We start from the raw sequence: 25,464 nt of genomic DNA on the forward strand, positions 1-25,464 counted from the left end.
GGGATCCTGAACAGCCAACCGTGGCGGACCATCCCCGAGATGGTCTCGACCGCGGCGGACCGGTTCGGCGACGCGGAAGCGATCGTGGACGGTCCGCTGCGGCTCACCTTCTCCGAAGCGGTCGAGCGAATCCGGTGCGCGGCAGGCGCCTTCGCCGGCCTCGGCATCGACAAGGGCGACCGCGTCGCGATCTGGGCGCCCAACTCGGCGGAGTGGATCGTCGCGGCTTTCGGGCTGCTCACCGCGGGCGGCGTACTCGTCCCGGTCAACACGCGGTTCAAGGCCGACGAAGCGGGCGACATCATCACCCGCAGCAAGGCCAGGGCCGTCATGGTCCAGAAGGGATTCCTGGGGCAGGAGTACACCGCGCCGGCCGGGATACCGGTCATCGACCTGAAGTCCGATTTCCTTTCCGGCGGCGCCCCGTTCGAGCGCGCGGTGAGCGGTGACGACATCGCCGATGTCATCTTCACCTCGGGCACGACCGGCCGCCCGAAGGGCGCGATGATGAACCACCGCCAGACGCTGCGCATGTACGAGGAATGGGCGACGCTCGCGGACCTGCGCGAGGGCGACCGCTACCTGCAGGTCAACCCGTACTTCCACACGTTCGGCCTGAAGGCGGGACTCGTCACGTCGTTTCTGCGCGGCGCGACGATGCTGCCGGTCCCGGTGTTCGACGTCGGTGAGGTGGTGGATCTCATTGAGCGCGAACGTGTCACGATGCTGCCCGGCCCGCCGACCCTGTATCACTCGTTGCTGACGGTCCCCGACAAGGCCAAGCTGTCATCGTTGCGGGCGGGCGTGACCGGGGCGGCCGACATCCCGGTCGAACTGGTCCGCCGCATACACGGCGAATTGCCGTTCCAGACGCTGATGACCGGATACGGGCTCACCGAGGCCGGCAACGTCACCCTGTCCCGGCCCGGCGACTCGTTCGAGGACGTGGCCACCACCGCCGGCCTGCCCTGCGACGGGGTCGAGGTGCGCATCGCCGACGACGGCGAGGTGCTGGTCCGCGGCTACGGCGTGATGCAGGGCTACCTCGACGACCCGGAGGGCACCGCGGCGGCGATCGACGCCGACGGCTGGCTGCACACCGGGGACCTGGGCAACCTGGACGACGCGGGCCGGCTGCGCATCGTCGGGCGCAAGAAGGACATGTTCATCGTCGGCGGCTTCAACGCGTACCCCGCCGAGATCGAGGGCTTCCTGATGCACCACCCGGCCGTGGCGCAGGCGGCGGTCATCGGTGTTCCCGACGAGCGCCTCGGACAGGTGGGCAAGGCGTTCGTCGTCGCGAAAGATGCTGTCACCGCCGAGGAGTTGATCGCCTGGTGCCGCGAACGCATGGCCGGCTTCAAGGTGCCACGATCGGTCGAGTTCCTGGACGTGCTGCCCCTCAACGCCACCGGCAAGGTGGTCAAGGACCTGCTGCGTTAGGCCTGCTGGCACCGTCGTATGCCCGATACGAGAATCGCGTTTCCACAGCTTGTTAGGATTCAGTTAGGCGGTCGCACGGCGGCATCGGCCGAACGCTCAGGAAAAGGTGATAACGTGGTTCTCCTCGTCGTTACGACCGTCGCGGCTGAATGAATATCGCGCGGGTGCTCGCGCGCTGACGCGTAGCCCGAGTAGGGTTGCCCAACGGCGACGGCCACAAGAAGACTTGCTACGAGGCAAGCGGTAGAGGAGTTTCGCATTGAGTCAGGAACAGCCTCGTTCTCGGGCTGGTGAGCGGTGAGTGGCGGCACCCGCCAGAATGCCGCTGAAAAATCGGTTCCGGTGAACGAGGACGAAACGCCAAGCACCGCCGCCGAAATCCGAGCGCTGGCCGAACAGGCCGAGGCCGAGGCCCAAGAAGCGGAGGCTCTCGCCACCGCGGCGCGCGCCCGCGCCCGCGCCCTTAAGTTGCGCCGCGAGGCCGAACTCGCCGAAGCCAAGAAACAAGCCGCAGAGGAAACCGCCGCAGCGGTTCCCGCAGAGGCCGAGCCGGAGGCGACGGCGTCCGTGGCGACCGAGGCGCCCGACGCGGAGGTGGACGCCACCGAGGCTGCGGACGATGCGGAAACCGTCGGGGCCGAAGAGTCGGTCGCGGAGGCCGAAGCGGATGCGTCCGCCGACACGGCCCAGCCCGCGCGCCGCCGGCGCCGCCTGTCCGGCCGCTTTCGTCGTCCCAAGTGGTCGACCCTCGCCGCCAGCCTGGCGGTGCTGGTCATCATCGCTGCGCTGGCGGGCAGCGGCTACATGATCAACGAGCATCGCGATGCGGTACAGCAGCGTCAGCATGCGGCCGAATTCGTCGCAGCGGCCCGACAGGGTGTCGTGACCCTGACGTCGCTGGACTTCAACAACGCCAAACAGGGGGTGCAGCGCATCCTCGAGAACTCCACCGGCTCGTTCAAGGACGACTTCGTGAAGATGGCCGACGATTTCACCAAGGTGGTGGAGCAGTCGAAGGTGATCTCGCAGGGCAGCGTGCAGGCAGCGGCCGTGGACTTGGACACGATGACGAAGGATTCAGCGGTGGTGCTGGTCGCCTCCACCTCCGATGTCACGAATGCGGCTGGCGCCAAGCAGGATCCGCGCAACTACCGGTTGATCGTGACTGTCGCCCGCGACGGTCGCCAGCTCAAGATGTCGAAAGTCGAGTTCGTGCCGTGACCGCAGATAAGACATCGGCTCAAGAGACCGCGGAAGTCGAGGAGACCCCAGAAGTCGCAGAGGTTGAGGAAACGGTTGACGCCGCAAAGCCCGGCGACGCCGACTCCGCCGAGGACGTCCATGCCGTCGACCACGACAAGGAACCGGGTCGCCTGAAGCGGTTCGCCGCGCGGGCGAGGAAGCGCTCGTCGGGAAAAATCGTCCCCGCGGTGCTGGCGCTGCTCGTGGTCGCGTCGCTCGCCTTGCTCGGCGGACTGTATTGGTTCTCCTACCGGCCGGACCGCGCGACCGACGCGGCGGCCGCGAAGTCGGCGATTTCGGCCGCCAGTGACGGGACGGTGGCGGTGCTGTCGTATTCGCCCGACACCCTCGACCGCGACTTCTCTTCCGCGAAGTCACATTTGACCGGTGACTTCCTCTCCTACTACGACCAATTCACCCAGCAGATCGTCGCCCCGGCCGCCAAGCAGAAGGCGGTGAAGACCACCGCGGTGGTCCTTCGGGCCGCGGTGTCGGATCTGCATCCCAATTCCGCCGTGGTGCTGTTGTTCGTCAACCAGAGTACGCAGAGCAAGGATCGACCGGAGCCGACCTTCACCAACAGCAGCGTGTCGGTCACGCTGACGAAAGCTGATGGCAAATGGCTGATTTCGTCGTTCAACCCCATATAGGGCCGTCGCGTTGACCACAGGCGACATTCATTCGATGGTGATCGCGTCGGACTACCGCGTTCCGGATCCCAGCCGGGTCTGGCCGCTGCTCGAGCGCCGGAAGGCGGCGCTGGCCGACATCGGCGCCCACCACGTCCTGGTCTACACCTCGACGCATGACTACGGCCGCGTGCTGGTGATGATCGGCGTCCACAGCCGCGAGCCGATCGTGGAGTTGCTGCGCTCCCGGATCTTCTTCGACTGGTTCGACGCGGCCGGCGTCGACGACATCCCCGCCGTCTTCGCCGGCGAGATCGTCGACAGGTTCGTCCCGGCGTCCACGGGAACGACCGAGGCGCCCGGCGTCGTGGTCGCCACCATCGCCTCCGTCCACGATGTGTCGGCGCTGGCCGCCGAAGTCGCCTCGGCCATGGACCGATTCGTCGCGGCCGGCATCCGCAAGACCTGGATCTTTCAGGCCTTCGACGACGAGCACGAGGTGCTGATCATGTCCGAGTTGCCCGACGAGGACAGCGCCCGGCGATGGATCGAGCATCCCGATGCCGCGGCGGAATGGATGTCGGGCGCCGGGGTGGGGCCCTACCCGCCGATATTCGTCGGCCGATTCACCAACATGATGCGCATCGAGGCGGACTGAGCGGCCACCTCATGTTCGTCTGCCTGTGTAACGGGGTCACCAGCCAAACGGTGACCGAGGCGGTCGAAGCCGGGGCCTGCACGACCAAGGACGTCGCCCGGGCCTGTGGAGCGGGCGCCGACTGCGGGCGGTGCCGGCTAACCGTCCAGGCGATATTGCGGTCGTCGAACCCGAACGGCGCGACCGCTCACCCCGGACCCCAGCCGGGGCGCTAGCGGCGAACGCTGCCGTCCGGCGACATCGGCTGGACGAGTTCGACGAGCAGCGGCGGGATCTCGAGCCGCGGCAAGACCACCTCGACGAGCACCATGTTGTCGCGGTGCCGAGCCGCGGCGGTCAGGGCGTCATCGAGCTCGCCGTAGGTCCGCACCCGGAACGCCAGGTGGTCGGTGAAGCCCAGCGCGCCGGGGATGTCGGTCCACTTCCAGTTCACGATGTCGTTGTAGGGGGCCGTCTCGCCGTGGATCGCCCGTTCGACGGTGTAGCCGTCGTTGTTGACCACCACGATGACCGGGGACAGTCCCTCCCGCGAAAAGCTGCCCAGCTCTTGGACGGTCAGCTGCGCGGCACCGTCACCGATCAGCAGCACCGTCCGGCGGTCCGGGTGCGCCACCGCCGCGCCCAGCGCCGCGGGCAGCGTGTAACCGATTGAGCCCCAGAGGGGTTGGCCGATGAAGGTCACCCCCTGGGGCAGGCGGTGGTCGGCCATGCCGTAGAAGGACGTGCCCTGGTCGGCGAGGACGACGTTGCCCGGGGTGAGCGCCGTGCACAGGCGGTCCCACAACATCTCCTGCGTCAGCGGCTGGTCGCGCGGCGGCGGCGGGGGCAGCGCCTCGGCGGGCGGCGACGCCACCGGCGGTGACGTGACCGCGCGCCGGGTCAGGATGGTGGCCAGCGCCTCCAGGGCGGCGCCCATCTCCAGCGGCGCGAAGACCTCACCCGCCACGCTGCTCTGGTACTGCCCCACGTCGATGGTGCGCGCCGGGTCGATCCGCTGGCTGAAGAAGCCGCTGACCATGTCGGTGAACACCACGCCGGCGGTCACCAGCACCGGTGCCTCCTCGATCGCGGTGCGCACCGCCGGGGCACTGGCCGACCCCGCGTAGATCCCCAGGTAGTTGGGTGAGCTCTCGTCGAGCAGGCTCTTACCCCACATCAGCGTGGCGTAGGGCACGACATCGGCCGCCAGCAGCGCCTCGAGTTCTTTGACCACCTGCAGCCGGTGCACCAGCAGGTCGGCCAGGACGGTCAGCTGGTGGTCGGCGATGAGCCGGGAGGCGGCCTCGACGAACAGCGAGAGGGCCCGCGGGCTGGTGCCGCCGGTGTAGCGGGGCAGTGGGTCGCGCGGCGGTTCGGTGGGGAAGCGGGCCACGTCGGTGGACAACAGGATGTATCCGGGCCGCTTCTGCTCGCGCACCTCGGACAGCACCCGGTCGATCTCACGGCGGGCCGTCGCGGGCATGAGGTTGGCTTGGGCACAGGTGATCTCGCGGCTGACCCGGAAGAAGTGCTCGAAGTCTCCGTCGCCCAGCGAGTGGTGCAGCGCGCGCCGGGTGCCCTGTGCGTCCTTGGAGGGCCCGCCGACGATGTGCACGACGGGCACCTGCTCGGCGTAACTGCCCGCAATCGCGTTTGCCGCCGACAGCTCGCCGACCCCGAAAGTCGTTACGACGGCAGCCATTCCGCGCAACCGGCCGTACCCGTCGGCGGCGTACCCGGCGTTCAGCTCGTTGGCGTTGCCCACCCAGCGGATGGCGGGGTGCGCGACGATGTGGTCGAGGAATTCCAGGTTGTAGTCGCCGGGAACGCCGAAGATTTCGGTGACGCCGAGTTCGGCGAGGCGGTCCAACAGGTAGTCACCGACGGTGTAGACGGGCCCGGTCGCTGCGTCAGTCACAAGCACGACGGTACCTCGGTCGAATTCGTTCCGGCGGCCACGCCGTTTCAGTATCGTGCGGGCTATGGCACTCAAAGAATCCCGCGACATCGTCATCGAAGCCAGCCCGGAGGAGATTCTCGACGTCATCGCCGATTTCGAGGCGATGCCCGAATGGTCCGAACCCCACCAGAGTGCGGAGGTCCTCTCGACCGGGGCCGACGGCCGGCCCGAACAGGTCAAGATGAAGGTGAAGGTCGCCGGGATCACCGACGAACAGGTGGTGGCCTACACCTGGGCGGCGGACTCGGTCAGCTGGAAGCTGGTGAGCTCCTCGCAGCAGAAGGCGCAGGACGGGAAGTACACCCTGGTGCCGCAGGGAGACGCGACCCTGGTCAAGTTCGAGCTGCTCGCGGACCCGAACGTGCCGTTGCCCGGCTTCGTCCTCAAACGCGCCGTGAAGGGGACCATCGATTCGGCGACCAAGGCGCTGCGCGAGCGGGTGCTCAAGGTCAAGAAGGGCAACTAGTCGCGGTGGGCGACGGCGGGCCCCTGGCCGGGGTGAAGGTGATCGAGCTCGGCGGGATCGGACCGGGGCCGCACGCGGGGATGATGCTCGCCGACCTCGGGGCCGACGTGGTGCGGGTGCGGCGCCCGGGCGGCTTGGTGATGCCGCCCGAGGACCGCGACCTGTTGCACCGCGGGAAGCGGATCGTCGACCTGGACGTCAAGACGCAGCCTCAGGCGCTGCTCGGGCTCGCGGCCCGAGCCGACGTGCTGCTGGACTGTTTCCGCCCCGGCACCTGCGAGCGGCTCGGGATCGGCCCCGACGAGTGCGCGGCGGTCAATCCGCGGCTGATCTTCGCGCGGATCACCGGCTGGGGGCAGGACGGACCGCTGGCCCGGACGGCGGGCCACGACATCAATTACCTGTCGCAGACCGGCGCACTCTCGGCGCTGGGCTATGCCGACCGGCCCCCGATGCCGCCGCTGAACTTGGTCGCCGACTTCGGCGGCGGGTCGATGCTGGTGCTCCTCGGCATCGTGGCGGCGCTCTACGAGCGGGAGCGCTCGGGCGCGGGGCAGGTGATCGACGCGGCGATGGTCGACGGCGTCAGCCTGCTCGCCCAGATGATGTGGACCATGAAGTCGACGGGAGCGCTGCGCGACCGGCGCGAATCGTTCCTGCTCGACGGCGGCGCCCCGTTCTACCGCTGTTATGAGACCGCCGACGGCAAATACATGGCCGTCGGCGCCATCGAGCCGCAATTCTTCGCGGCGTTGCTGACCGGGCTCGGCCTGTCGGCCGGGGAGGTGCCCGGCCAGCTCGACGTCGCGTCCTACCCGCGGATGTACGAGGTGTTCGCGCAACGGTTCGCCAGCCGGACCCGCGACGAGTGGACGACCACCTTCGCCGGCACCGACGCGTGCGTCACCCCGGTACTGACGTGGACCGAGGCGGCGGCCGACGAGCACCTGAGGGCGCGGTCCACGGTGGTCACCGCACACGGGGTCGACCAGGCCGCACCCGGCCCACGCTTCTCGCGGACCCCGGCCGCGCCGGTCGGGCGGCCGCCGGCGGCCACCTCGCCCATCACCGAAATCGGTTGGTAGTAAACCTTTTACGCCGAACCATTCCGGGGCGGGGCCGCGGTTGCTAGGTTGAGCTCAGTGGCCGTAAAAGCATCACGTGAATTTGTCGTCGACGCGCCGCCGGAAGTGGTCATGGAGGCGCTCACCGATGTCGGCGTGCTGTCAGCGTGGTCGCCCCTGCACAAGAACATCGAAGTGATCGACCGCTATCCCGACGGCCGGCCCCACCACGTCAAGACCACCATCAAGATTCTGGGGCTCGTCGACAAGGAGATCCTGGAATACCACTGGGGTCCCGATTGGGTCGTCTATGACGCCAGAGGGACTTCCCAGCAGCACGGCCAGCATGTCGAGTACAACCTCAAACCCGAGGGCCTCGACAAGACACGGGTGCGTTTCGACGTCACTGTCGAACCGGGCCGGCCGATGCCCGCCTTCATCGTCCGGCGTGCCAGTGAGAGCGTGCTCGACTCGGCGGTCAAGGGATTGTGCGAATTGGTAAACCGTGTCAACGGTTCGACCGAGCCGGAATAGCCGGCGGCTCGCATTTTGCCTTCGGTACCGCCTGACCGGTTGCTAGCTTATTAGCAGTGGCCGTTCAAGCGTCGTCGGAAATCGTCATCGACGCGCCTCCGGAAGTGATCATGGAGGCGCTGGCCGACATGGACGCCGTGCCGTCGTGGTCGCCGGTGCACAAGCGGGTCGAGGTCATCGACAAGCACCCCGACGGGCGTCCGTACCACGTGAAGGTCACCATCTCGGTCACCGGCATCCACGACACGGAACTGCTCGAATACCACTGGGGTCCGGACTGGATGGTGTGGGACGCCGAGAAGACGGCCCAGCAACGGGGCCAGCACGGGGAGTACACCCTGACCAGGGAGGGTTACGACAAGACCAGGGTGCGGTTCGCCATCACGGTCGAACCGTTCGCGCCGCTGCCGGAGTTCTGGGTCAGCCGGGCCCGCAAGAAAATCCTGCACGCCGCGCTGGAGGGTCTGCGTCGGCGCGTGGTCGAGGGCTTCGGTTCGGGCGGGTAGGCGGCCGGTCAGCGCAGGACGGCCAGCCTCCTGATCGCCTCGTCAAGGGTATCCTCGCGTTTGCAGAAGGTGAAGCGCACCAAGTGATTCCACACCTTGGCTTGCGCCGAGGCGTGCTCGGCCGCCGGATCGCAGAACGGCGACAGGGGGATCGCGGCGACGCCCGCCTTCTCCGGCAGGGCCGCGCAGAACGCGGTGCTGTCGTCGTAGCCGAGGGGCCGCGGGTCGGCGCACAGGAAGTAGGTGCCGGCGCTGTCGTGCACCTCGAAGCCGATGTCGGACAGCCCGGCGGCCAGCCGGTCGCGACGGGCCCGCAACGAGTCGCGCAGCCCGGCCACCCACGCGTCCTCGGTGTCGAGCGCGAGGGCCACCGCCGGCTGGAACGGCGCGCCGCCGACGTAGCTCAGGTATTGCTTTGCCGCACGCACCCCGGCAATGAGTTCCGCTGGCCCGCAAGCCCATCCGATCTTCCAGCCGGTGCAGTTGAACATCTTGGCCGCGCTGGAGATGGTGATCGTGCGCTCGGCCATGCCGTCGAGGCCGGCCAGCGGAAGGTGTCGGTGTTCGTCGAACACCAGGTGCTCGTAGACCTCGTCGGTGATCACCAACAGGTCGGCGGCGATCGCGACCTCCGCGATGGCGGTGAGCTCGGCCGGGCTGAGCACGGTGCCGGTCGGGTTGTGCGGCGAGTTGACGATCAGCGCGCGGGTGCGTGGCGTCACCGCGCGGCGCAGGGCGTCGGCGTCCAGGGCGAACCCGCGGCCATGGGGCACCAGGGGCACCGCCACCCGGTGCGCGCCGGCCATCGCCAACACCGGCGAGTAGGAGTCGTAGAACGGCTCGATCAGGAGCACCTCCGAGCCGGGCTCGACCAGGCCCAGCACCGCGGACGCGATGGCCTCGGTCGCCCCGACGGTCACCAGCACCTCGGTGTCGGGGTCGTACTCGATCCCGAACCGCCGCTGCCGCTGGGCGGCGATGGCGGTTCGCAGCGACGGCACGCCGATGCCGGGCGGGTACTGATTGTGTCCCTCGGCGATGGCGTCTTGGGCGGCCTTCAACATGGCCGCGGGCCCGTCCTCGTCGGGGAAGCCCTGCCCGAGGTTGACCGCACCGACCCGCGCGGCCAGCGCCGACATCTCGGCGAACACCGTGGTCGCGTACGGACGCAGCCGCGACACCGTCATGCTGGTCGAGCTTAGGGGGCGCGGGCCCTCGAGCGTCACGCCAGTGTGGCGCTCGCACGCCGGCGCCACGCTGGCGTGTCCCCGGCAGGCGGCGGTACCCCCAGCTCGGCGCGGGAGGCGCCCGGCACTGATGACCAGCGGCGATCGGCCCAACCAACAGGTTGGCCGGGCACTTTGTTAGGGTGCGGTATCTGGACCTACCTTTAATACGGATCCGAAACCCACTCGTGAAGAGGAACTCGACATGTCCGAAGAAGCCTTCATCTATGAGGCCATCCGCACGCCGCGGGGCAAGCAACGAAATGGCTCGCTGAACGAGGTCAAGCCGCTGAACCTGGTGGTCGGGCTGGTCGAAGAGCTGCGCCGGCGCAACCCCGACCTGGACGAGAGCCTGATCAGCGACATGATCCTGGGGTGCGTCTCGCCGGTCGGTGACCAGGGCGGCGACATTGCCCGCACCGCGGTGCTGGCCGCCGGGCTGCCCGAGACCACGGGCGGGGTGCAGCTCAACCGGTTCTGCGCGTCCGGACTGGAGGCGGTCAACACCGCCGCCCAGAAGGTCCGCTCCGGCTGGGACGACCTGGTGCTCGCGGGCGGCGTGGAGTCGATGAGCCGCGTCCCGATGGGCTCCGACGGCGGTGCCTGGGCGCTGGACCCCGAGACCAACTACCAGATCGGCTTCGTGCCGCAGGGCATCGGCGCCGACCTGATCGCGACCATCGAGGGCTTCTCCCGCGAGGATGTCGACGCCTACGCGCTGCGCTCGCAGCAGAAGGCCGCCGAAGCCTGGTCGGGCGGGTACTTCGCGAAGTCGGTGGTGCCGGTGCGCGACCAGAACGGCCTGGTCATCCTCGACCACGATGAGCACATGCGGCCGGACACCACCATGGAGGGGCTGGCCAAGCTGAAGACCGCATTCGACGGCATCGGCGAGATGGGCGGCTTCGACGACGTGGCGCTGCAGAAGTACCACTTCGTGGAGAAGATCAACCACGTGCACACCGGCGGCAACAGCTCGGGCATCGTGGACGGGGCCGCGCTGGTGCTGGTCGGGTCCGAGAAGGCCGGCACCTCGCAGGGCCTGACCCCGCGGGCCCGCATCGTGGCCACGGCGACCAGCGGTTCCGACCCGGTCATCATGCTGACCGGCCCGACCCCGGCCACCCGCAAGGTCCTCGACCGCGCGGGGCTGACCGTGGACGACATCGACCTGTTCGAACTGAACGAGGCGTTCGCCTCGGTGGTGCTGAAGTTCCAGAAGGACCTCAACATCCCCGACGAGAAGCTGAACGTCAACGGTGGCGCCATCGCGATGGGCCACCCGCTGGGCGCCACCGGCGCCATGATCACCGGCACCATGGTCGACGAGCTCGAGCGCCGCAACGCGCGTCGCGCGCTGATCACGCTGTGCATCGGCGGCGGCATGGGTGTCGCCACCATCATCGAGAGGGTTTAAGACCATGGCAGAGAACACCATTGCGTGGGACAAGGATGCCGACGGCATCGTAACGCTGACGCTCGACGACCCCACCGGGTCGGCGAACGTGATGAACGAGCACTACAAGGAGTCGATGCACAAGGCGGTCGAACGCCTTGTCGCGGAGAAGGATTCGGTCACCGGCGTGGTGATCACCAGCGCGAAGAAGACGTTCTTCGCCGGCGGCGATCTGAAGAGCATGATCAACGCCGGACCGGAGAACGCCGGCGACGTCTTCACCGAGGTCGAGGACATCAAGCGCGACCTGCGGACCCTGGAGACCCTGGGCAAGCCGGTGGTGGCCGCCATCAACGGCGCCGCGCTGGGCGGGGGCCTGGAGATCGCGCTGGCCTGCCATCACCGCATCGCCGCGGACGTCAAGGGCCTCGTGGTCGGTCTGCCCGAGGTGACGCTGGGCCTGCTGCCCGGCGGCGGCGGGGTGGCGCGCACGGTGCGGATGTTCGGCATCCAGAACGCGTTCATGAACATCCTGTCGCAGGGCACCCGCTTCAAGCCGGACAAGGCCAAGGAGATGGGGCTCATCGACGAGCTCGTCGGCTCGGTCGACGAGCTGGTCCCCGCGGCCAAGGCGTGGATCAAGGCCAACCCCGACTCGCACGAACAGCCCTGGGACAAAAAGGGTTACAAGATGCCCGGCGGCACGCCGTCCAGCCCGGGCCTGGCGGGCATCCTGCCGTCGTTCCCGGCGCTGCTGCGCAAGCAACTCAAGGGTGCGCCGATGCCGGCGCCGCGGGCCATCCTGGACGCGGCCGTCGAGGGCGCGCAGGTGGACTTCGACACGGCCACCCGCATCGAGAGCCGCTACTTCACTTCCCTGGTCACCGGTCAGGTCGCCAAGAACATGATCCAGGCGTTCTTCTTCGACCTGCAGCACATCAACGGTGGCGGCTCGCGTCCCGACGGCATCGAGCCGGTCAAGATCAACAAGATCGGTGTGCTGGGCGCCGGCATGATGGGCGCCGGCATCGCGTACGTGTCCGCCAAGGCCGGCTTCGACGTGGTGCTCAAGGACGTCAGCATCGAGGCCGCCGAGAAGGGCAAGGGCTACTCGGAAAAGCTTGAGGCCAAGGCGCTTCAGCGCGGCAAGACCACCGAGGAGAAGAGCAAGGCGCTGCTGGACCGCATCACGCCGTCGGCCGACCCCGCCGACTTCAAGGGTGTCGACTTCGTGATCGAGGCGGTGTTCGAGAACCAGGAGCTCAAGCACAAGGTGTTCCAGGAGATCGAGGACATCGTCGAACCCAACGCGCTGCTCGGGTCCAACACCTCGACGCTGCCGATCACCGGTCTGGCGACCGGGGTGAAGCGGCAGGAGGACTTCATCGGGATCCACTTCTTCTCGCCGGTCGACAAGATGCCGCTGGTCGAAATCATCAAGGGCGAGAAGACTTCCGACGAGGCGCTGGCTCGGGTGTTCGACTACACGCTGGCCATCGGCAAGACCCCGATCGTGGTCAACGACAGCCGCGGCTTCTTCACCAGCCGCGTCATCGGCACCTTCGTCAACGAGGCGCTGGCGATGCTCGGCGAGGGCGTCGAACCCGCCAGCATCGAGCACGCGGGTTCGCAGGCCGGCTACCCGGCTCCGCCGCTGCAGTTGTCCGACGAGCTCAACCTCGAGCTGATGCACAAGATCGCGACCGCGACCCGCAAGGGGGTCGAGGACGCGGGCGGCACCTACGAGCCGCACCCGGCGGAGGCGGTCGTGGAGAAGATGATCGAGATCGGCCGCCCGTCGCGGTTGAAGGGCGCGGGCTTCTACGAGTACGCCGACGGCAAGCGCACCCGGCTGTGGCCGGGCCTGCGCGAGACGTTCAAGTCCGGCAGCGCCGATATTCCGTTGCAGGACATGATCGATCGCATGCTGTTCGCCGAGGCGCTGGAGACGCAGAAGTGCCTGGACGAGGGCGTGCTGACGTCGACCGCCGACGCCAACATCGGGTCGATCATGGGCATCGGCTTCCCGCCGTACACCGGTGGGAGCGCGCAGTTCATCGTCGGCTACTCCGGCGCCGGCGGCACGGGCAAGGAGGCCTTCGTGGCCCGGGCGCGCGAGCTGGCCGCCAAGTACGGCGACCGGTTCCTGCCGCCGGCCTCGCTGACGTAAGGCCGGCTCGGCTCCCTCGGCGAGCAGACGCAGAATCGCATGGGAACGGTTCCCGCAGTGCGATTTTGCGTCTGCTCGCGCGTTAGGTGCGGCGCTGGAAGAGGTAGTAGCGCGCCGGGGTCTGCTCGCGCGCATTTCCCCGACTCAGCCGCGCTTCGTCGAGGTCGCCCTCGTCGCCGGCGGACAGCAGCGCCCATGCGGCCGAGAATCGCGATTCCATCTCTTCGGGCTCGACACCCGCCACGCCGAACCGCCCGCGGGGACGGAACGCGACGATGAAGAGCCGTGCGTCCGGGGCGGCCACCGCGCTGACCTCCCGGACGTAGGCCTCGCGATCTGCGCCGCTCATGTTGTGCAGGCAGCCGTTGTCGACGATCAGGTGGAAGTTCGCGCCGATCCCCGCCTGACTCAGCCGCGTGACGTCGGCCCGCACGAAGTCGACCGGCAGATTCGCGGCCTTGGCCCGGGCCTTGTCGAGTGCCCTGGGGGCAAAGTCGACGCCGGTGACTTTCCATCCGTGCTGCGCCAGGTAGATCGACGAGTCCCCGGTGCCGCAGCCGAGGTCGAGGGCCGAACCTGGAGGCAGCGGAGGCGTGTCATTGGTGCCCTGGACGAGGTCTCGCAAAGTCTGCGCGAGCGGGTGGCCGTCCCACGGAGTGAAGCCGATGCGGTAGAAGATCCGAAACAGCGTCTGTTGGAAGCCATGGCCTTTACGGTATGCCTACCCGGCGTCGCACGCGGCGGCGATCCGGCGCCATTGCTCGCGCGGGAAGGCCTTCGGGTCGGCCAGCAGCACCTGCACGCACACGTGGTCGGCGCCGGCCGCACGATGCTCGGCGACCCGGCGCATGATCGCCGCTTCGTCGCCCCACGCGATGATGGCGTCGAAGAGCCGATCGCTCACCTGCGCCAGGTCCTCTTCGGAGAACCCGCTGCGCAACAGGTTGTTGGCGTAGTTGGGTAGCGCCAGATACGCGCGCAGCCAGTCAGTTCCGATCGTTCGCGCCTCGTCGGCGCTGTCGGTCAGGATCACCGTCTGCTCCGGCAGCAGCAGGGGGCCGTCGCCCAAAGTCGCACGGGCGGAAGCGGTGTGGTCGGGGGTGACCAGGTAAGGGTGCGCGCCGCGGGCGCGGATCGCGGCCAGGGCCAGCATCTTCGGGCCGAGCGCGGCGAGCACCCGGCTCTCGGCGGGGACGGGCCGCGGCGCGGCGTCCAGGCCGTCCAAGAACGACGCCGTCGCCGCCAGCGGTTTGCGGTAGCGCCCGGGCTGGCCGGCGTCGATCAGCGGTGCGTGGCTGACGCCGATGCCCAGCAGGAAGCGGTCGCCGTGCCGGGCGGTCAACGTCGCGTACGAGTCGGCCACGTCGCCGGGATCGTGCATCCACAGGTTGAGGATCCCGGTGGCGATCACCGTGCGCTGCGTCGCGGACAGCAGGTTTCCGACCGCGTCGAACACCGGCCCCCCGACGTCCGGTATCCACAGCGCCGGGAACCCCAGTTCGTCCAATTCGGCTGCCGCATCAGCGGATTCGGATGGATCGCCGTAGCGCAGTTGGCTGCTCCAGATGCCGACGCCGGTCAGTTCCATGGGCGATCGTTCCTTTCGCTGGCTTGCAGACCGGTGGCGCCGTAGTCGGGCACCGGCAGCGAGTCGTGCATGCGCACGCCCTTCGTGTTGAGTTTCGCCAGTCCCCGCGACAGCGAGCCGGGCAACGCCGAGACTAACTGGGCGCCGCGGGTCAACGCCCACACCCCGAGCCGCGAGCCGGGGATGAGGCCGCGGGCGGCGCCGCGCGCGAAGGCCCGGCTGCGGTGCACCGGTTCGCGCATCTGCAGCTCGTAGGCGGCGAACGCGCGCAGGTGGTCGCCGTCGGCGCGGGCGAGCTCGCCGGCCAGCACGTACGCGCCGAGGACCGCGAGGCTGGTGCTGCCGCCCACGGCGGGGCCGGGGCAGTATCCCGCGTCACCGACCAGGGTCACCCGCCTGCGCGACCACCTGTCGAGCCGTAGTTGGCTGATCGAGTCGAAGTAGAACGCGGGTGTGCCGTCGGCTTCGGCCAGCCAGCCGTCCACCTGCTCGTGCATACCTGCGAACGTTTCGCGCAGGATTGCCTTCTGCCGCAACGCATCCCGATGGTCATAGTCGAGCTCACCCTTGGTGCGGAACAGGAAAACGGCGCGCGCGTCGTCGAGGTGCTCGGCGGTGTAGATCGCGGCGAGGCGGCCCACGCCGACGTGGCAGGTCATCTCGCCGCGGCCGGCCAGCGCCTTGGGCGCCGACACCACCGCCAGATAGCCGCCGAGGAACCGGGTGAGGTTGGCTTCCTCGCCGAAGGTCAGCCGTCGCACGTTGGAGTGCAGGCCGTCGGCACCGACGATGACGTCGAACCGGCGGTCGGGCGCGTGCTCGAAACTCACCTCGCCGTCATGCTCGATGGCCGTGATCGAGTCGCCGAAGACGTACTCGACGTCGTCGCGGCCGGCGGCGTAGTAGATCTCGCTGAGGTCGTCGCGCATGATCTCCACGTGCCGGTCCGAGGTGGCGGCGTAGATCTTGGTCAGGTCGATCTCGAAGGGCCGCGCCGTCCCCTCCCGATGCATGGTCATGCGGGTCGTCCCCGTGGCGAGCGCTTCGATCCGCGGCAGCACGCCCATGCGCGCCGAGATCTCCATCGCGGGACGGAACAAGTCGACGGCGTGGCCGCCCGTCTTGCGCAGGGCCGGCGCGCGTTCGACGACGGTGACGCCGAAGCCGTGACGGCTCAACCAGTACGCCAGCACGGGGCCGGCGATGCTCGCGCCGGAGACGAGGACCCGCATGGCGACCTCCCGCTTGCTCGACGATGGGTAAGCCTAGCCGGGGCCGGGCCGAACGTTCGGGCTAGAGTCCGTTGCTATGCGCTTCGGTCTCTTCATCCCGCAAGGCTGGCGAATGGATCTGGTCGACATCGCACCGGAGAAGCACTGGGCGGTGATGCGCGACCTCGCCACCTACGCCGACAACGGCGCTTGGGATTCGCTGTGGGTCTACGACCACTTCCACACCGTCCCGATGCCGACCGGCGAGGCCACCCACGAGGCGTGGTCGCTGATGGCCGCCTACGGCGCCGTCACGTCACGGATCAAGCTCGGTCAGATGTGCACCGCGATGAGCTACCGCAATCCGGTGTACCTGGCCAAGGTCGCGGCGACGGCCGACATCGTCTCCGGCGGCCGGATCCAGATGGGCATCGGCGGCGGCTGGTACGAACATGAATGGCGCGCTTACGGTTACGGCTTCCCCTCGGCCGGCGTGCGGCTGGGCCGCCTGGACGAGGGCGTGCAGATCATGCGCGACGCCTGGCGCGACGGCAAGGTCAGCTTCGACGGCAAGCACTACCAGGTCGACGGCGCGATCGTTTCACCCAAGCCCTTGCAGGACAACGGGATTCCGCTGTGGATCGCCGGCGGCGGGGAGAAGGTGACCCTGCGGATCGCCGCGCGATACGCGCAGTACACCAACTTCACGCCGGAACCCGAGGGGTTCGCCCACAAATCGGAGGTGCTGGCGCGGCACTGTCGTGAGGTGGGGACCGACTTCGATGCCATTGTGCGTTCGGCCAACCTCAACGCCGTCGTCGGAACCTCGGAGGGCGACGTCAAGGACCGGTTGCAGCGCGTGCGCGACCGTATCGTCCGCTACGTGCCCGAGGCGGCCGCCGACGCGATGCTCGCCGCCGGCAGCGGGCCCGATTCGGCGACGGGGACACCGGAACAGGTGATCGAGCGGATCGCGAACCTGCGCGACCTCGGTTGCGAGTACGCCATCTGCTATTTCCCGGAGGCCGCCTACGACCGCTCCGGCATCGAGCTGTTCGAGCGCGAGGTGATTCCCGCGTTCAGCTAGCCCGTCAGATGTCGGAGGTGGCGTACCTCTTCTTGACGGGCGGCTCGGCCAGCAGCGGCGGCAAGTCGGTCAGCTTGCCCTCGCCGGCTCGGAACGCGCGGTAGGCCTCGTCGTGCTCCACCGTGTCCCACAATTCGTAGATCAGCCAGTGGGCGTGGTCGTCCTCGTCGACGAGCACGTCGGTGCGGAGGTTCCCGGCGAAGGCCCGGGTGTCCCGCAACGCCCGGCCCATGACGTCGCGCGCCTGCGGCACCGCGTCGGGCTTGAACTTCAGTTCGAGTATCACCGTGACTGGCATGGTCGTCTCCTCGGTTGCGGCGGCGATCCCAAGATATCCGGCCTCGTTGCCGCCCCGGCGCGGGCCGGCACGGGCGGGGTCCGCCGCCACGGATGAGAATGGGGTTTCCACTTTTCGGAAAGCTGTTATACGGTTCAGTGAGCCACGTTCTGTTGGCGCGCCGTGGACGCTTTTGGAGGATCCCCCGATGCAAAAGGCACTCGCCCCCGAGATCTCTACCTGGCCCGACGAGAGCCCGCAGTTGATCGGCAGCCGGTGCGGCAGTTGCGGCGCCACCACCTTCCCGGTGCAGCAGTGGTGCCCGCGCTGCAGCCTCGGGGAAATGACCGACGTGTTGCTGCCGCGCCGCGGAACGCTGATCGCGTGGACCACCCAGGGCTTCCCGCCCGGCGCTCCGTACGCCGGGCCGACCGGCAAGGACTTCGTCCCGTTCGGGGTGGGCCTGGTCCAGCTCGACGACGTCATCCGCGTCGAGGGCCGGCTGACCGAAAACGACCCGGCCAAGCTGCGGTTCGGTCAGGAGGTCGAGCTCACCATGGTCCCGCTCAGCACCGACGAAGAGGGCACCGAAATCATGACGTTCGCGTTCCAGCCGGTGTAGTGGCGATCGCGAGAAGGAGGAGACCGAGATGACCAACGATGTCGCCATCATCGGCGTGGGTCTGCACCCGTTCGGCCGGTTCGACAAGACCGCGATGCAGATGGGCGCCGAGGCCGTCCAGGCGGCGCTGCAGGACGCCGGGGTGGCGTGGAAGGACATTCAATTCGGTTTCGGCGGCAGCCACGAGGTGTCCAACCCCGACGCGGTCACCCGCCTGGTGGGTCTCACCGGCATCACGTTCACCAACGTGTTCAACGCGTGCGCCACCGCGGCCAGCGCCATCCAGCAGACCGCCGACACCATCCGGTTGGGGAAGTACGACATCGGCATCGCCATCGGGCTGGACAAGCACCCGCGTGGCGCGTTCACCGACGACCCGGCCAAGCTCGCGCTGCCGCAGTGGTATGCGCAGAACGGGCAGTTCGTCACCACCAAGTTTTTTGGGATGAAGGCCAACAAGTACATCCACGACCACCACATCTCGCAGGCCACGCTGGCCAAGGTCGCGGCCAAGAACTTCCGTAACGGCGCGCTGAATCCGAACGCCTTCCGGCGCAAGCCGATTCCCGAAGAAGAGATCCTCAACTCGACCGTGCTCAACTATCCCCTGACGCAGTACATGTTCTGCGCGCCCGACGAGGGCGCCGCCGCGGTGATCATGTGCCGCGCGGACATGGCGCACAAGTTCACCGACAAGCCGGTGTACGTGCGCGCCTGCGAGATCCGGACGCGTCGGTTCGGGGCGTACGAAGTGCACGCGACGTCGGCCCCCCTGGACGAGGACGCGTCACCGACGGTCTACGCGGCACGGGCGGCGTACGAGGCGGCGGGCATCGGGCCGGAGGATGTCGACGTCGCGCAGCTGCAAGACACCGACGCCGGCGCCGAGGTGATCCACATGGCCGAGACGGGCCTGTGCGCCGACGGGGAGCAGGAGAAGCTGGTGGCCGACGGCGCCACCGAGATCCACGGCTCGATGCCGGTCAACACCGACGGCGGGTTGATCGCCAACGGCGAGCCCATCGGCGCGTCGGGGCTGCGGCAGATGCACGAACTGGTGCGTCAGCTGCGCGGCGAGGCGGGCGAGCGTCAGGTGCCCGGCAATCCGCGCGTCGGCCTGGCCCAGGTGTACGGCGCACCGGGTACCGCGTCCGCGACCATCCTGTCGCTCTAGCCGGTGGCGCGAGCAGCCGCGAAATCGCACTGGAGCAGCGTTTTTCGCGCGAGTTTGCGACTGCTCGCGGTCAGATGGCCGGGCCCAGCAGGTCGTCCGCGTCGCGGATGATGTAGCCGTAGCCCTGCTCGGCGAGGAAGCGCTGCCGGTGTGCGGCGTACTCGGCGTCCAGGCTGTCGCGCGCCACCACCGAGTAGAAGATCGCTCCGCCGCCGTCGGCCTTGGGCCGCAGCAGCCGCCCCAGCCGCTGCGCTTCCTCCTGGCGTGACCCGAAGGTCCCCGAAACCTGCACCGCCACGGAGGCTTCCGGCAGGTCGATGGAAAAGTTGGCGACCTTGGACACCACCAGAGTGGACACCTCGCCGCGCCGGAACGCGTCGAACAGCTCCTCGCGTTCCTTGGTCCGCGTCGACCCCTGGATCACCGGGGCGTTCAGTTCGGCACCCAACTCGTCGAGCTGGTCGAGGTAGGCGCCGATCACCAGCGTCTGCTCGCCGGGGTGCCGGCTCAGCACCGACTTGACCACGGCGATCTTCGAATGCGCCGTCGAGCAAAGCTTGTAGCGCTCTTCGGGTTCCGCGGTCGCGTACATCATGCGCTCGTTGTCGGTCATGGTGACCCGCACTTCGACGCACTCGGCCGGCGCGATCCAGCCCTGGGCCTCGATGTCCTTCCACGGCGCGTCGTAGCGCTTGGGGCCGATCAGGGAGAACACGTCGCCCTCGCGGCCGTCCTCGCGGACCAGCGTGGCGGTGAGCCCGAGGCGCCGCTTGGACTGCAGGTCGGCGGTCATCCGGAACACCGGCGCCGGCAACAGGTGGACCTCGTCGTAGATGATCAGCCCCCAGTCGCGGCTGTCGAAGAGTTCCAGGTGCCGGTACTCGCCCTTGGTGCGCCGGGTGATCATCTGATACGTCGAGATGGTGACGGGCCGGATCTCCTTGCGCTCACCGGAGTACTCGCCGACCTCGTCCTCGGTCAGCGACGTGCGCGCGACCAGCTCGCGTTTCCATTGCCGGGCCGCGACGACGTTGGTGACCAGGATCAGCGTCGTCGCGCTGGCCTTGGCCATGGCGGCGGCGCCGACCAGGGTCTTGCCGGCCCCACAGGGCAGGACCACCACCCCGGATCCGCCCGACCAGAACGAATCCGTGGCCATCTGCTGGTAATCGCGCAGGTGCCAGCCGTCCTGGGCCAGGCTGATCGGGTGCGCCTCGCCGTCGACGTAGCCCGCCAGATCCTCGGCGGGCCAACCGATCTTGAGCAGCATCTGCTTGACGCGGCCCCGCTCGCTGGGGTGGACGACGACCGTGTCGTCGTCGATCCGGGCGCCCAGCATGGGGGCGATCTTCTTGTTGCGCAGCACCTCCTCGAGCACCGCGCGGTCCAGGCTCACCAGGGTCAGGCCGTGCGCCGGGTGTTTGACCAGCTGCAGCCGGCCGTAGCGGGCCATCGTGTCGACGATGTCGACCAGCAGCGGCTGGGGCACCGCGTACCGGGAGAAGCTGACCAGCGCGTCGACCACCTGCTCGGCGTCGTGGCCGGCGGCGCGGGCGTTCCACAACGCCAACGGCGTGATGCGGTAGGTGTGCACGTGCTCGGGCGCGCGTTCCAGCTCGGCGAACGGCGCGATCGCGGCACGCGCCGCGCCGGCCTGCTCGTGGTCGACCTCGAGCAGCACCGTCTTGTCGGACTGCACAATCAACGGGCCGTCAGTCAATGGCCCAACTCCTTCTGCTTGTGTCGGGGGCGCGGCTCATCGCAATCCATTATCGGCCGTTGGCCGACACCACCGACGTGATGCGGTGGATGGCGAAGTCGCGCAGCCGCCCGGACGCCGAGTCGAACGCGGTCAGCTGCCCGCCCCGAATGGTGATGGGCGACACGACCCGCTGGGTGGCGACGCCCGCGGCATCCAAATAACCGATCACCAACGTGTCTTGTTCCTTGGCCGCCCGCTGCAGCAACGACATGGTGACCGCGGGATCGACCCGGATGTTGCCGAACGGGGCGGCGGTCACCTTCCGCAGCACCGCCACCACCGCGTTCAGGCTCTCGCTGTTGGGCCGCGGCATCGGGCGGTAGGGCCGCCGCTGCTGCGGCGTGGCCACCCGGGCGCCCCGGGGCCGGACGTCGACGATGGCGCCCGTGGAGTCCTCGGCCGCCGGCGCGAAGCCCGCCGCGCGCAGTGCGACCAGCACTTCGCCGATCGGCGCCGGCGACACCGCGACGGTCGGGGCCAGGGCGCGCAGTTGCACCCCTTCGGTCGCGGGGGCGGCCACGGCCTGGGCCAGCAGCGCCGGGTCCTCGCACCGCACGAACGACGCCGCCATGCCGATCCGCAGCTGGCCGTGCCGGCGCGCGACGTCGTCGATGAGATAGGTAAGGCCTTGTGGGACAGGCGTTTTGGAGTGCTTGGCGAACAAGGCATGCATCCAGTCGCGGGTCTTGCCGACGTCGAGGGCGTGCCGGATCGTCTGCTCGCTGACGCGGTACACCATCGCAGTGCCGGCCGATTCGACGGTGGCCACCGCGGCCAGTTGCTCGGCGAGGTCGCGGTGCAGTGGGCCCGGCACCACCACGGTCAGGTCGGCCTGAACCAGGAAGTGATCGATCGGTTTGGGCAGCGCCCGCGCCATGGCGTCGATCGCGGCCTGCGCGTCGGCGCCGTCGTCGAGCAGGGCACGGCCGGGGTTGCTGAGCGCCCCCCGGCCCACCAGGCCCAGCGCGTGGCTCTCGGCCAGCAGGTCGGCGACCGGTCCGGGCTGCAGCCGTTTGGCCCAGCGGGGCCGGCGCCAGATGAGCGCCGCCGACGCCTCGACGGCGTCGACGCCCGCGCCGGGCGGCAACTGGGCCAGCATGCCGAGCAGCAGCCGACGATCCAGCGGCGCGGCGGTCGAATACAGCGCATCGGTAAGGGCGCCATAGGGTTTGGCGTCCGGGCTGCGGGTCCCGATCAGGGCCGGCCGGCTCGGCAGGTCGAGCCAGCTGCCGGCCAGCAGCTGCCAGCGCTCGGCGGTGGGCAGCGCCGCGAACCGGTCGGTGGCCACCGTCGGTGCCCAGTACGGCCCGTCACCGGTGGCCGGTTCGGGGTCCGGCATGCCGCTGGCGATCAGGCCCGCCGCGGCCGCCACCTCGAGGATCAGGCCGAGCCGCGACTCGTCGATGCCGGTCATTTTGCTCAGCCGCTTGACGTCACGAATCCCCAGTCCGCCGCTGCGTAGCTCGGAAACCGGTGCGGCGGCGAGCGTTTCGATCAGAACATCGAGCTCCCGCAGCAGGTCGATGGTGGCCCCGGCCGCCGCGGCGTCGACGTCGTCGGTGGTGGTGGTGGAGACCACCGGGTCGGGTGCCGTCAGTTGCCTGGGTCCCGGCTGTTCGCCGCGCAGCACCTGCCCGACGTGGCGGGGGAGGATCACGGTTTCGGCGTCGACGCGGCGCAGCAGGCCCATCGCCAGCAGCTGCGGCACCGGGCGGTCCGCGGGGGCGCCGGGAGCGGCGTCTCGGGTGCGGCCCATCGGCGAGCCCTCGAGGAGCTTCTCCAGCACGTCGAGCTGCGCCTGGTTGAGGTCGTCGATCAGGCCGCCGATCTCCTCGCCCGTGCGGGAGGCGTCCTCGAGCGTCACCTGGCCCGGGTACCACGGCAACGCCGTGCCGGCGTCGGGTGCGACGCGGAGCGCGGCGTCGCCCCACGCCAGGGCGCGTTCGCGGAGATCGTCAAGCGCGCCGACCACGTCGGCCTCGGGGGCGCGCTCACCGATCAGCGCCAGCAATTTCGGCGTCGGCACCGGCATCGAATCGGCCTGCAGCACCAGCAGCGCGTCGAGCACCGCCAGCCGCAGGAAGTCGAGCTCGTCGGTGGCGGCTTTGACCGACTGGCGGGCCTGGGCCCGCGCCGCGAGGGCGGCGATGCTGCCGGGCGGCGGCTGGGCGAGGTCCGGACGCAGCTCCAGCAGTCGGATCAGCCGCTCGTCGGGCAAGTCGGCCAGCCACGACCCCAGCGGGATGTCCGGGGTGTTGTCGGTCATTGCTGACCAGCGTAAAACAGTCGGCGGGTGCCGAGCGCGCAACGATTGCCGGCAGCTGGTCGGCCGAACTGACGGTCTTGCACTACGCGCGCAAGAGCGACCTGTCAGAATGGACGCGTGGCTGACACTGCTGAGGGCAAAGCCCGCAAAACCAGGTATGTCGACAACGGCTGGCCGACGACGGACCAAGACGACCACGCGGTGAGCGAACTCGCGACCGACCGGACGGGCGCGTTGTCGCCCTTCGGCGAGCTGGTGTTCCCGCTACCCTCCACGGACCTGCCCTACCTGCACCCGGTCACCGTCGTTAACCGGTAGGCGCCAGCATGGCCAGGGCCTCCGAGGCCGCCAAGCCCCCGGCGGAGTGGGCGCCGGGAGAACCTCCGCCGGCCGCCCTGTCGCATCTGGACGACCGCGGAGCTGCGCACATGGTCGACGTCACCGGCAAGGGGGCCACCAAGCGGACCGCCGTCGCCGCGGGCGCCCTACATACGTCACCGCGCGTCGTGGAGCTGATTTCGGCCGGCGGCCTGCCCAAGGGCGACGCGCTGGCCACCGCCCGGGTGGCCGGGATCATGGCCGCCAAGCGCACCAGCGATCTCATCCCGCTCTGCCACCAGTTGGCACTCACCGGGGTCGACGTGGAATTCACCGTGGGGGAGGCCGCCATCGAAATCACCGCGACGGTGCGCAGCACCGACCGCACGGGCGTGGAGATGGAGGCGCTGACGGCGGTCAGCGTGGCCGGTCTGACGCTGTACGACATGATCAAAGCGGTTGACCCCGCCGCGCGCCTCGATGACATTCGGGTGCTGCGCAAGGAAGGCGGCAAGACCGGGACGTGGGTGCGGTGATGGGCTCCCGAACCGCCCGCGTCATCATCGCCTCGACCCGGGCGTCGGCCGGAGTGTACGAGGATCGGTGCGGGCCCATCATCGCCGAATGGCTCGGCGAGCGCGGGTTTTCGTTCGATGAGCCGGAGGTGGTTGCCGACGGCGAGCCGGTGGGCGAGTCCCTGCGCAAGGCGGTCGGCGACGGAGTCGACGTGGTCATCACCTCGGGCGGCACCGGCATCTCGCCCAGCGACAGCACTCCCGACCAGACGGTGGCGGTGCTGGACTACATGATCCCTGGGCTGGCCGACGCCATCCGCCGGTCGGGACTGCCGAAGGTGCCGACGTCGGTGTTGTCACGCGGGGTGTGCGGGGTGGCGGGGCGGACGCTGATCGTCAACCTGCCGGGTTCTCCCGGCGGGGTGCGCGACGGCCTGGGGGTGCTCGCCGACGTGCTCGATCACGCGCTCGACCAGCTCGCCGGTGGAGACCACCAGCGATGACGCTCGTCGTCCGCGCGGCCATGACCGATCAACCCATCTTCCTTGCCGAGCACGAGGAACTCGTGGGCCATCAGTCGGCCGGGGCGATCGTCGGCTTCGTCGGCATGATTCGCGACCACGACGGCGGCCGGCGGGTGGTGCGCCTGGAATACACCGCGCATCCGACGGCCGAGCAGGTCTTGGCCGAGGTCGTCGCCGATGTCGCGGGGCAGTCGAGCGGGGTGCGCGCCGTCGCGGCGAGCCACCGGGTCGGGGTGCTGCACATCGGAGAGGCGGCGCTGGTGGCCGCGGTGGCCGCCGACCATCGTCAAGCCGCGTTTACCACCTGCGCGCTGCTGGTCGACACCATCAAGGCGCGGTTACCGGTGTGGAAGCACCAGTTCTTCGACGACGGAACCGAGGAATGGGTGGGCTCGGCCTAACGCCGTAGCGATTGGAATGCCGGCACGCCCCGAAGCGGAAACGTTCGAGGCGTGCCGGGCAGTCTGACGGGCGGAACTCAGGTGGCCGGGGCCGGCTGGGCGATCGCGTCCAGCGCGTCGTTGCCCTGAATGTCCTGAGCCCGAATGGCGTCCCACAGTTGCTTGGTGTAGCCGACCGTTGAAACGTGCTGCGGCATGTTGGCCGGCACGAAACCGTGGAAGTCGTCGCCGGCCACGGGCGCGTCCGCCGGGGGTGCGGGCGGGAGGTCCGCCGGGGGAGCCGGCGGGAGATCCGCCGGGGGTGCCGGCGGTATCGCGTCGGCGGGAGGTGCGGGCGGGAGCTCCGCAGGAAGGTCCGCCGGGGGTGCCGGCGGTATCGCGTCTGCGGGAGGTGCGGGCGGGAGGTCCGCAGGAAGGTCCGCCGGGGGTGCCGGCGGTATCGCGTC

25 protein-coding genes and 2 pseudogenes are annotated in these 25,464 nt (G+C 69.1%); 18 read left to right on the plus strand and 9 right to left on the minus strand.

The features are described from left to right. The first annotated feature begins 6 nt into the window (after positions 1 to 6). The 5 genes from HMPREF0591_RS11210 (at position 7) to HMPREF0591_RS30900 (ending at position 4,187) form a co-directional block, all read left to right on the plus strand. On the plus strand, positions 7 to 1,443 hold the full coding sequence (locus tag HMPREF0591_RS11210; protein ID WP_081656309.1) for a FadD3 family acyl-CoA ligase: 1,437 nt from the start codon (positions 7 to 9) through the stop codon (positions 1,441 to 1,443). Between the two features lie 342 nt (positions 1,444 to 1,785). Beyond that, positions 1,786 to 2,664 carry a hypothetical protein gene (locus HMPREF0591_RS11215; RefSeq protein WP_036454659.1) on the plus strand — a complete coding sequence of 293 codons (879 nt, stop codon included), beginning with the start codon at positions 1,786 to 1,788 and terminating at the stop codon, positions 2,662 to 2,664. 152 nt (positions 2,665 to 2,816) lie between these two features. Further along, complete coding sequence (locus tag HMPREF0591_RS11220) at positions 2,817 to 3,335, plus strand: twin-arginine translocation pathway signal (RefSeq protein WP_231504874.1); 519 nt, start codon at positions 2,817 to 2,819, stop codon at positions 3,333 to 3,335. 10 nt (positions 3,336 to 3,345) lie between these two features. Then, on the plus strand, positions 3,346 to 3,972 hold the full coding sequence (locus HMPREF0591_RS11225; protein WP_085981592.1) for a fatty-acid--CoA ligase: 627 nt from the start codon (positions 3,346 to 3,348) through the stop codon (positions 3,970 to 3,972). Between the two features lie 11 nt (positions 3,973 to 3,983). Beyond that, positions 3,984 to 4,187 (plus strand): (2Fe-2S)-binding protein, encoded by a 204-nt coding sequence (locus tag HMPREF0591_RS30900; protein WP_007168657.1) that lies wholly within the window; start codon positions 3,984 to 3,986, stop codon positions 4,185 to 4,187. Here the strand turns inward: HMPREF0591_RS30900 and HMPREF0591_RS11230 are convergent. Then, positions 4,184 to 5,869: an alpha-keto acid decarboxylase family protein gene (locus HMPREF0591_RS11230; protein ID WP_036454662.1), complete on the minus strand. Its 1,686-nt coding sequence runs from the start codon at positions 5,867 to 5,869 to the stop codon at positions 4,184 to 4,186. The two genes, HMPREF0591_RS30900 and HMPREF0591_RS11230, sit on opposite strands and share 4 nt — an antisense overlap. A 64-nt stretch (positions 5,870 to 5,933) precedes the next feature. Here HMPREF0591_RS11230 and HMPREF0591_RS11235 point away from each other — a divergent pair, with 64 nt between their 5' ends. Genes HMPREF0591_RS11235 through HMPREF0591_RS11250 form a run of 4 tightly spaced genes read left to right on the plus strand, consistent with a single transcriptional unit; the run spans position 5,934 to position 8,481 of the window. Beyond that, positions 5,934 to 6,377: an SRPBCC family protein gene (locus HMPREF0591_RS11235; RefSeq protein ID WP_007168659.1), complete on the plus strand. Its 444-nt coding sequence runs from the start codon at positions 5,934 to 5,936 to the stop codon at positions 6,375 to 6,377. A 5-nt stretch (positions 6,378 to 6,382) separates the two neighbouring features. Then, positions 6,383 to 7,462 carry a CaiB/BaiF CoA transferase family protein gene (locus tag HMPREF0591_RS11240; RefSeq protein WP_007168660.1) on the plus strand — a complete coding sequence of 360 codons (1,080 nt, stop codon included), beginning with the start codon at positions 6,383 to 6,385 and terminating at the stop codon, positions 7,460 to 7,462. Between the two features lie 57 nt (positions 7,463 to 7,519). Then, positions 7,520 to 7,975, plus strand: coding sequence for an SRPBCC family protein (locus HMPREF0591_RS11245; RefSeq protein ID WP_007168661.1), 456 nt, complete (start codon positions 7,520 to 7,522; stop codon positions 7,973 to 7,975). A 56-nt stretch (positions 7,976 to 8,031) separates the two neighbouring features. After that, positions 8,032 to 8,481: an SRPBCC family protein gene (locus HMPREF0591_RS11250; RefSeq protein WP_007168662.1), complete on the plus strand. Its 450-nt coding sequence runs from the start codon at positions 8,032 to 8,034 to the stop codon at positions 8,479 to 8,481. Here HMPREF0591_RS11250 and HMPREF0591_RS11255 read toward each other — a convergent pair. After that, positions 8,477 to 9,668 (minus strand): annotated as a pseudogene (locus HMPREF0591_RS11255) (pyridoxal phosphate-dependent aminotransferase); the annotation flags it as partial. The gene HMPREF0591_RS11250 and the pseudogene HMPREF0591_RS11255 overlap by 5 nt on opposite strands. A 244-nt stretch (positions 9,669 to 9,912) precedes the next feature. On the opposite strand from HMPREF0591_RS11255, the gene HMPREF0591_RS11260 reads away from it, so the two are divergent. Continuing rightward, a complete protein-coding gene (locus HMPREF0591_RS11260; RefSeq protein ID WP_007168664.1) occupies positions 9,913 to 11,124 on the plus strand; it encodes an acetyl-CoA C-acetyltransferase in 1,212 nt (403 codons plus the stop codon). A gap of 4 nt (positions 11,125 to 11,128) precedes the next feature. After that, a complete protein-coding gene (locus tag HMPREF0591_RS11265) occupies positions 11,129 to 13,273 on the plus strand; it encodes a 3-hydroxyacyl-CoA dehydrogenase NAD-binding domain-containing protein (RefSeq protein WP_007168665.1) in 2,145 nt (714 codons plus the stop codon). 82 nt (positions 13,274 to 13,355) lie between these two features. On the opposite strand, the gene HMPREF0591_RS11270 is transcribed toward HMPREF0591_RS11265, so the two are convergent. From HMPREF0591_RS11270 to HMPREF0591_RS11280, 3 genes are read right to left on the minus strand one after another with little or no spacing between them, the layout of a single operon-like run. Further along, on the minus strand, positions 13,356 to 13,961 hold the full coding sequence (locus HMPREF0591_RS11270; protein ID WP_040622341.1) for a class I SAM-dependent methyltransferase: 606 nt from the start codon (positions 13,959 to 13,961) through the stop codon (positions 13,356 to 13,358). 33 nt (positions 13,962 to 13,994) lie between these two features. Then, on the minus strand, positions 13,995 to 14,861 hold the full coding sequence (locus HMPREF0591_RS11275; RefSeq protein WP_007168667.1) for an LLM class F420-dependent oxidoreductase: 867 nt from the start codon (positions 14,859 to 14,861) through the stop codon (positions 13,995 to 13,997). Further along, the gene (locus tag HMPREF0591_RS11280; RefSeq protein ID WP_007168668.1) at positions 14,852 to 16,093 is read right to left on the minus strand and encodes an FAD-dependent monooxygenase; all 1,242 of its coding nucleotides are present in this window, start codon (positions 16,091 to 16,093) and stop codon (positions 14,852 to 14,854) included. The genes HMPREF0591_RS11275 and HMPREF0591_RS11280 overlap by 10 nt, the downstream gene beginning before the upstream one ends. A gap of 76 nt (positions 16,094 to 16,169) precedes the next feature. On the opposite strand from HMPREF0591_RS11280, the gene HMPREF0591_RS11285 reads away from it, so the two are divergent. After that, positions 16,170 to 17,159, plus strand: coding sequence for an LLM class F420-dependent oxidoreductase (locus tag HMPREF0591_RS11285; RefSeq protein ID WP_007168669.1), 990 nt, complete (start codon positions 16,170 to 16,172; stop codon positions 17,157 to 17,159). 4 nt (positions 17,160 to 17,163) lie between these two features. Here the strand turns inward: HMPREF0591_RS11285 and HMPREF0591_RS11290 are convergent, their stop codons facing one another. Next, positions 17,164 to 17,457, minus strand: coding sequence for a putative quinol monooxygenase (locus HMPREF0591_RS11290; RefSeq protein ID WP_040622675.1), 294 nt, complete (start codon positions 17,455 to 17,457; stop codon positions 17,164 to 17,166). Between the two features lie 187 nt (positions 17,458 to 17,644). On the opposite strand from HMPREF0591_RS11290, the gene HMPREF0591_RS11295 reads away from it, so the two are divergent. Together HMPREF0591_RS11295 and HMPREF0591_RS11300 are read left to right on the plus strand one after the other, a co-directional pair. After that, positions 17,645 to 18,058, plus strand: a complete 414-nt coding sequence (locus HMPREF0591_RS11295) for a Zn-ribbon domain-containing OB-fold protein (protein WP_007168671.1) — start codon at positions 17,645 to 17,647, stop codon at positions 18,056 to 18,058. Between the two features lie 28 nt (positions 18,059 to 18,086). Continuing rightward, the gene (locus HMPREF0591_RS11300; protein ID WP_007168672.1) at positions 18,087 to 19,232 is read left to right on the plus strand and encodes a thiolase family protein; all 1,146 of its coding nucleotides are present in this window, start codon (positions 18,087 to 18,089) and stop codon (positions 19,230 to 19,232) included. A gap of 70 nt (positions 19,233 to 19,302) precedes the next feature. On the opposite strand, the gene HMPREF0591_RS11305 is transcribed toward HMPREF0591_RS11300, so the two are convergent. Further along, positions 19,303 to 20,952: a DNA repair helicase XPB gene (locus tag HMPREF0591_RS11305; protein WP_007168673.1), complete on the minus strand. Its 1,650-nt coding sequence runs from the start codon at positions 20,950 to 20,952 to the stop codon at positions 19,303 to 19,305. 49 nt (positions 20,953 to 21,001) lie between these two features. After that, positions 21,002 to 23,260, minus strand: a complete 2,259-nt coding sequence (locus tag HMPREF0591_RS11310) for a helicase-associated domain-containing protein (protein ID WP_007168674.1) — start codon at positions 23,258 to 23,260, stop codon at positions 21,002 to 21,004. A gap of 117 nt (positions 23,261 to 23,377) precedes the next feature. Here HMPREF0591_RS11310 and HMPREF0591_RS11315 point away from each other — a divergent pair, with 117 nt between their 5' ends. Genes HMPREF0591_RS11315 through HMPREF0591_RS11330 form a run of 4 tightly spaced genes read left to right on the plus strand, consistent with a single transcriptional unit; the run spans position 23,378 to position 25,018 of the window. Further along, on the plus strand, positions 23,378 to 23,578 hold the full coding sequence (locus HMPREF0591_RS11315; protein WP_007168676.1) for a hypothetical protein: 201 nt from the start codon (positions 23,378 to 23,380) through the stop codon (positions 23,576 to 23,578). Positions 23,579 to 23,586: 8 nt separating this feature from the next. After that, positions 23,587 to 24,114, plus strand: a complete 528-nt coding sequence (moaC, locus tag HMPREF0591_RS11320; protein ID WP_007168677.1) for a cyclic pyranopterin monophosphate synthase MoaC — start codon at positions 23,587 to 23,589, stop codon at positions 24,112 to 24,114. Then, on the plus strand, positions 24,114 to 24,596 hold the full coding sequence (locus HMPREF0591_RS11325) for a MogA/MoaB family molybdenum cofactor biosynthesis protein (protein ID WP_040622677.1): 483 nt from the start codon (positions 24,114 to 24,116) through the stop codon (positions 24,594 to 24,596). The genes moaC and HMPREF0591_RS11325 overlap by 1 nt, the downstream gene beginning before the upstream one ends. Next, a complete protein-coding gene (locus tag HMPREF0591_RS11330; protein ID WP_007168679.1) occupies positions 24,593 to 25,018 on the plus strand; it encodes a molybdenum cofactor biosynthesis protein MoaE in 426 nt (141 codons plus the stop codon). Before HMPREF0591_RS11325 ends, HMPREF0591_RS11330 begins: the two co-directional genes overlap by 4 nt. Before the next feature lie 77 nt (positions 25,019 to 25,095). On the opposite strand, the pseudogene HMPREF0591_RS30905 reads toward HMPREF0591_RS11330, so the two are convergent. Next, positions 25,096 to 25,464: pseudogene (locus HMPREF0591_RS30905) on the minus strand (transglycosylase family protein); the annotation flags it as partial.

Source organism: Mycobacterium parascrofulaceum ATCC BAA-614 (assembly GCF_000164135.1).
Taxonomy (GTDB): domain Bacteria; phylum Actinomycetota; class Actinomycetes; order Mycobacteriales; family Mycobacteriaceae; genus Mycobacterium; species Mycobacterium parascrofulaceum.

Excerpts from the sequence above, each read along its gene's own strand:
- HMPREF0591_RS30900 (WP_007168657.1), top strand. The coding sequence starts at position 3,984 with ATGTTCGTCTGCCTGTGTAACGGGGTCACCAGCCAAACGGTGACCGAG.
- HMPREF0591_RS11235 (WP_007168659.1), top strand. The coding sequence starts at position 5,934 with ATGGCACTCAAAGAATCCCGCGACATCGTCATCGAAGCCAGCCCGGAG.
- HMPREF0591_RS11260 (WP_007168664.1), top strand. The coding sequence starts at position 9,913 with ATGTCCGAAGAAGCCTTCATCTATGAGGCCATCCGCACGCCGCGGGGC.
- HMPREF0591_RS11265 (WP_007168665.1), top strand. The coding sequence starts at position 11,129 with ATGGCAGAGAACACCATTGCGTGGGACAAGGATGCCGACGGCATCGTA.
- HMPREF0591_RS11275 (WP_007168667.1), bottom strand. The coding sequence starts at position 14,861 with ATGGAACTGACCGGCGTCGGCATCTGGAGCAGCCAACTGCGCTACGGC.
- HMPREF0591_RS11280 (WP_007168668.1), bottom strand. The coding sequence starts at position 16,093 with ATGCGGGTCCTCGTCTCCGGCGCGAGCATCGCCGGCCCCGTGCTGGCG.
- HMPREF0591_RS11285 (WP_007168669.1), top strand. The coding sequence starts at position 16,170 with ATGCGCTTCGGTCTCTTCATCCCGCAAGGCTGGCGAATGGATCTGGTC.
- HMPREF0591_RS11290 (WP_040622675.1), bottom strand. The coding sequence starts at position 17,457 with ATGCCAGTCACGGTGATACTCGAACTGAAGTTCAAGCCCGACGCGGTG.
- HMPREF0591_RS11295 (WP_007168671.1), top strand. The coding sequence starts at position 17,645 with ATGCAAAAGGCACTCGCCCCCGAGATCTCTACCTGGCCCGACGAGAGC.
- HMPREF0591_RS11300 (WP_007168672.1), top strand. The coding sequence starts at position 18,087 with ATGACCAACGATGTCGCCATCATCGGCGTGGGTCTGCACCCGTTCGGC.
- HMPREF0591_RS11310 (WP_007168674.1), bottom strand. The coding sequence starts at position 23,260 with ATGACCGACAACACCCCGGACATCCCGCTGGGGTCGTGGCTGGCCGAC.
- moaC (WP_007168677.1), top strand. The coding sequence starts at position 23,587 with ATGGCCAGGGCCTCCGAGGCCGCCAAGCCCCCGGCGGAGTGGGCGCCG.
- HMPREF0591_RS11325 (WP_040622677.1), top strand. The coding sequence starts at position 24,114 with ATGGGCTCCCGAACCGCCCGCGTCATCATCGCCTCGACCCGGGCGTCG.
- HMPREF0591_RS11330 (WP_007168679.1), top strand. The coding sequence starts at position 24,593 with ATGACGCTCGTCGTCCGCGCGGCCATGACCGATCAACCCATCTTCCTT.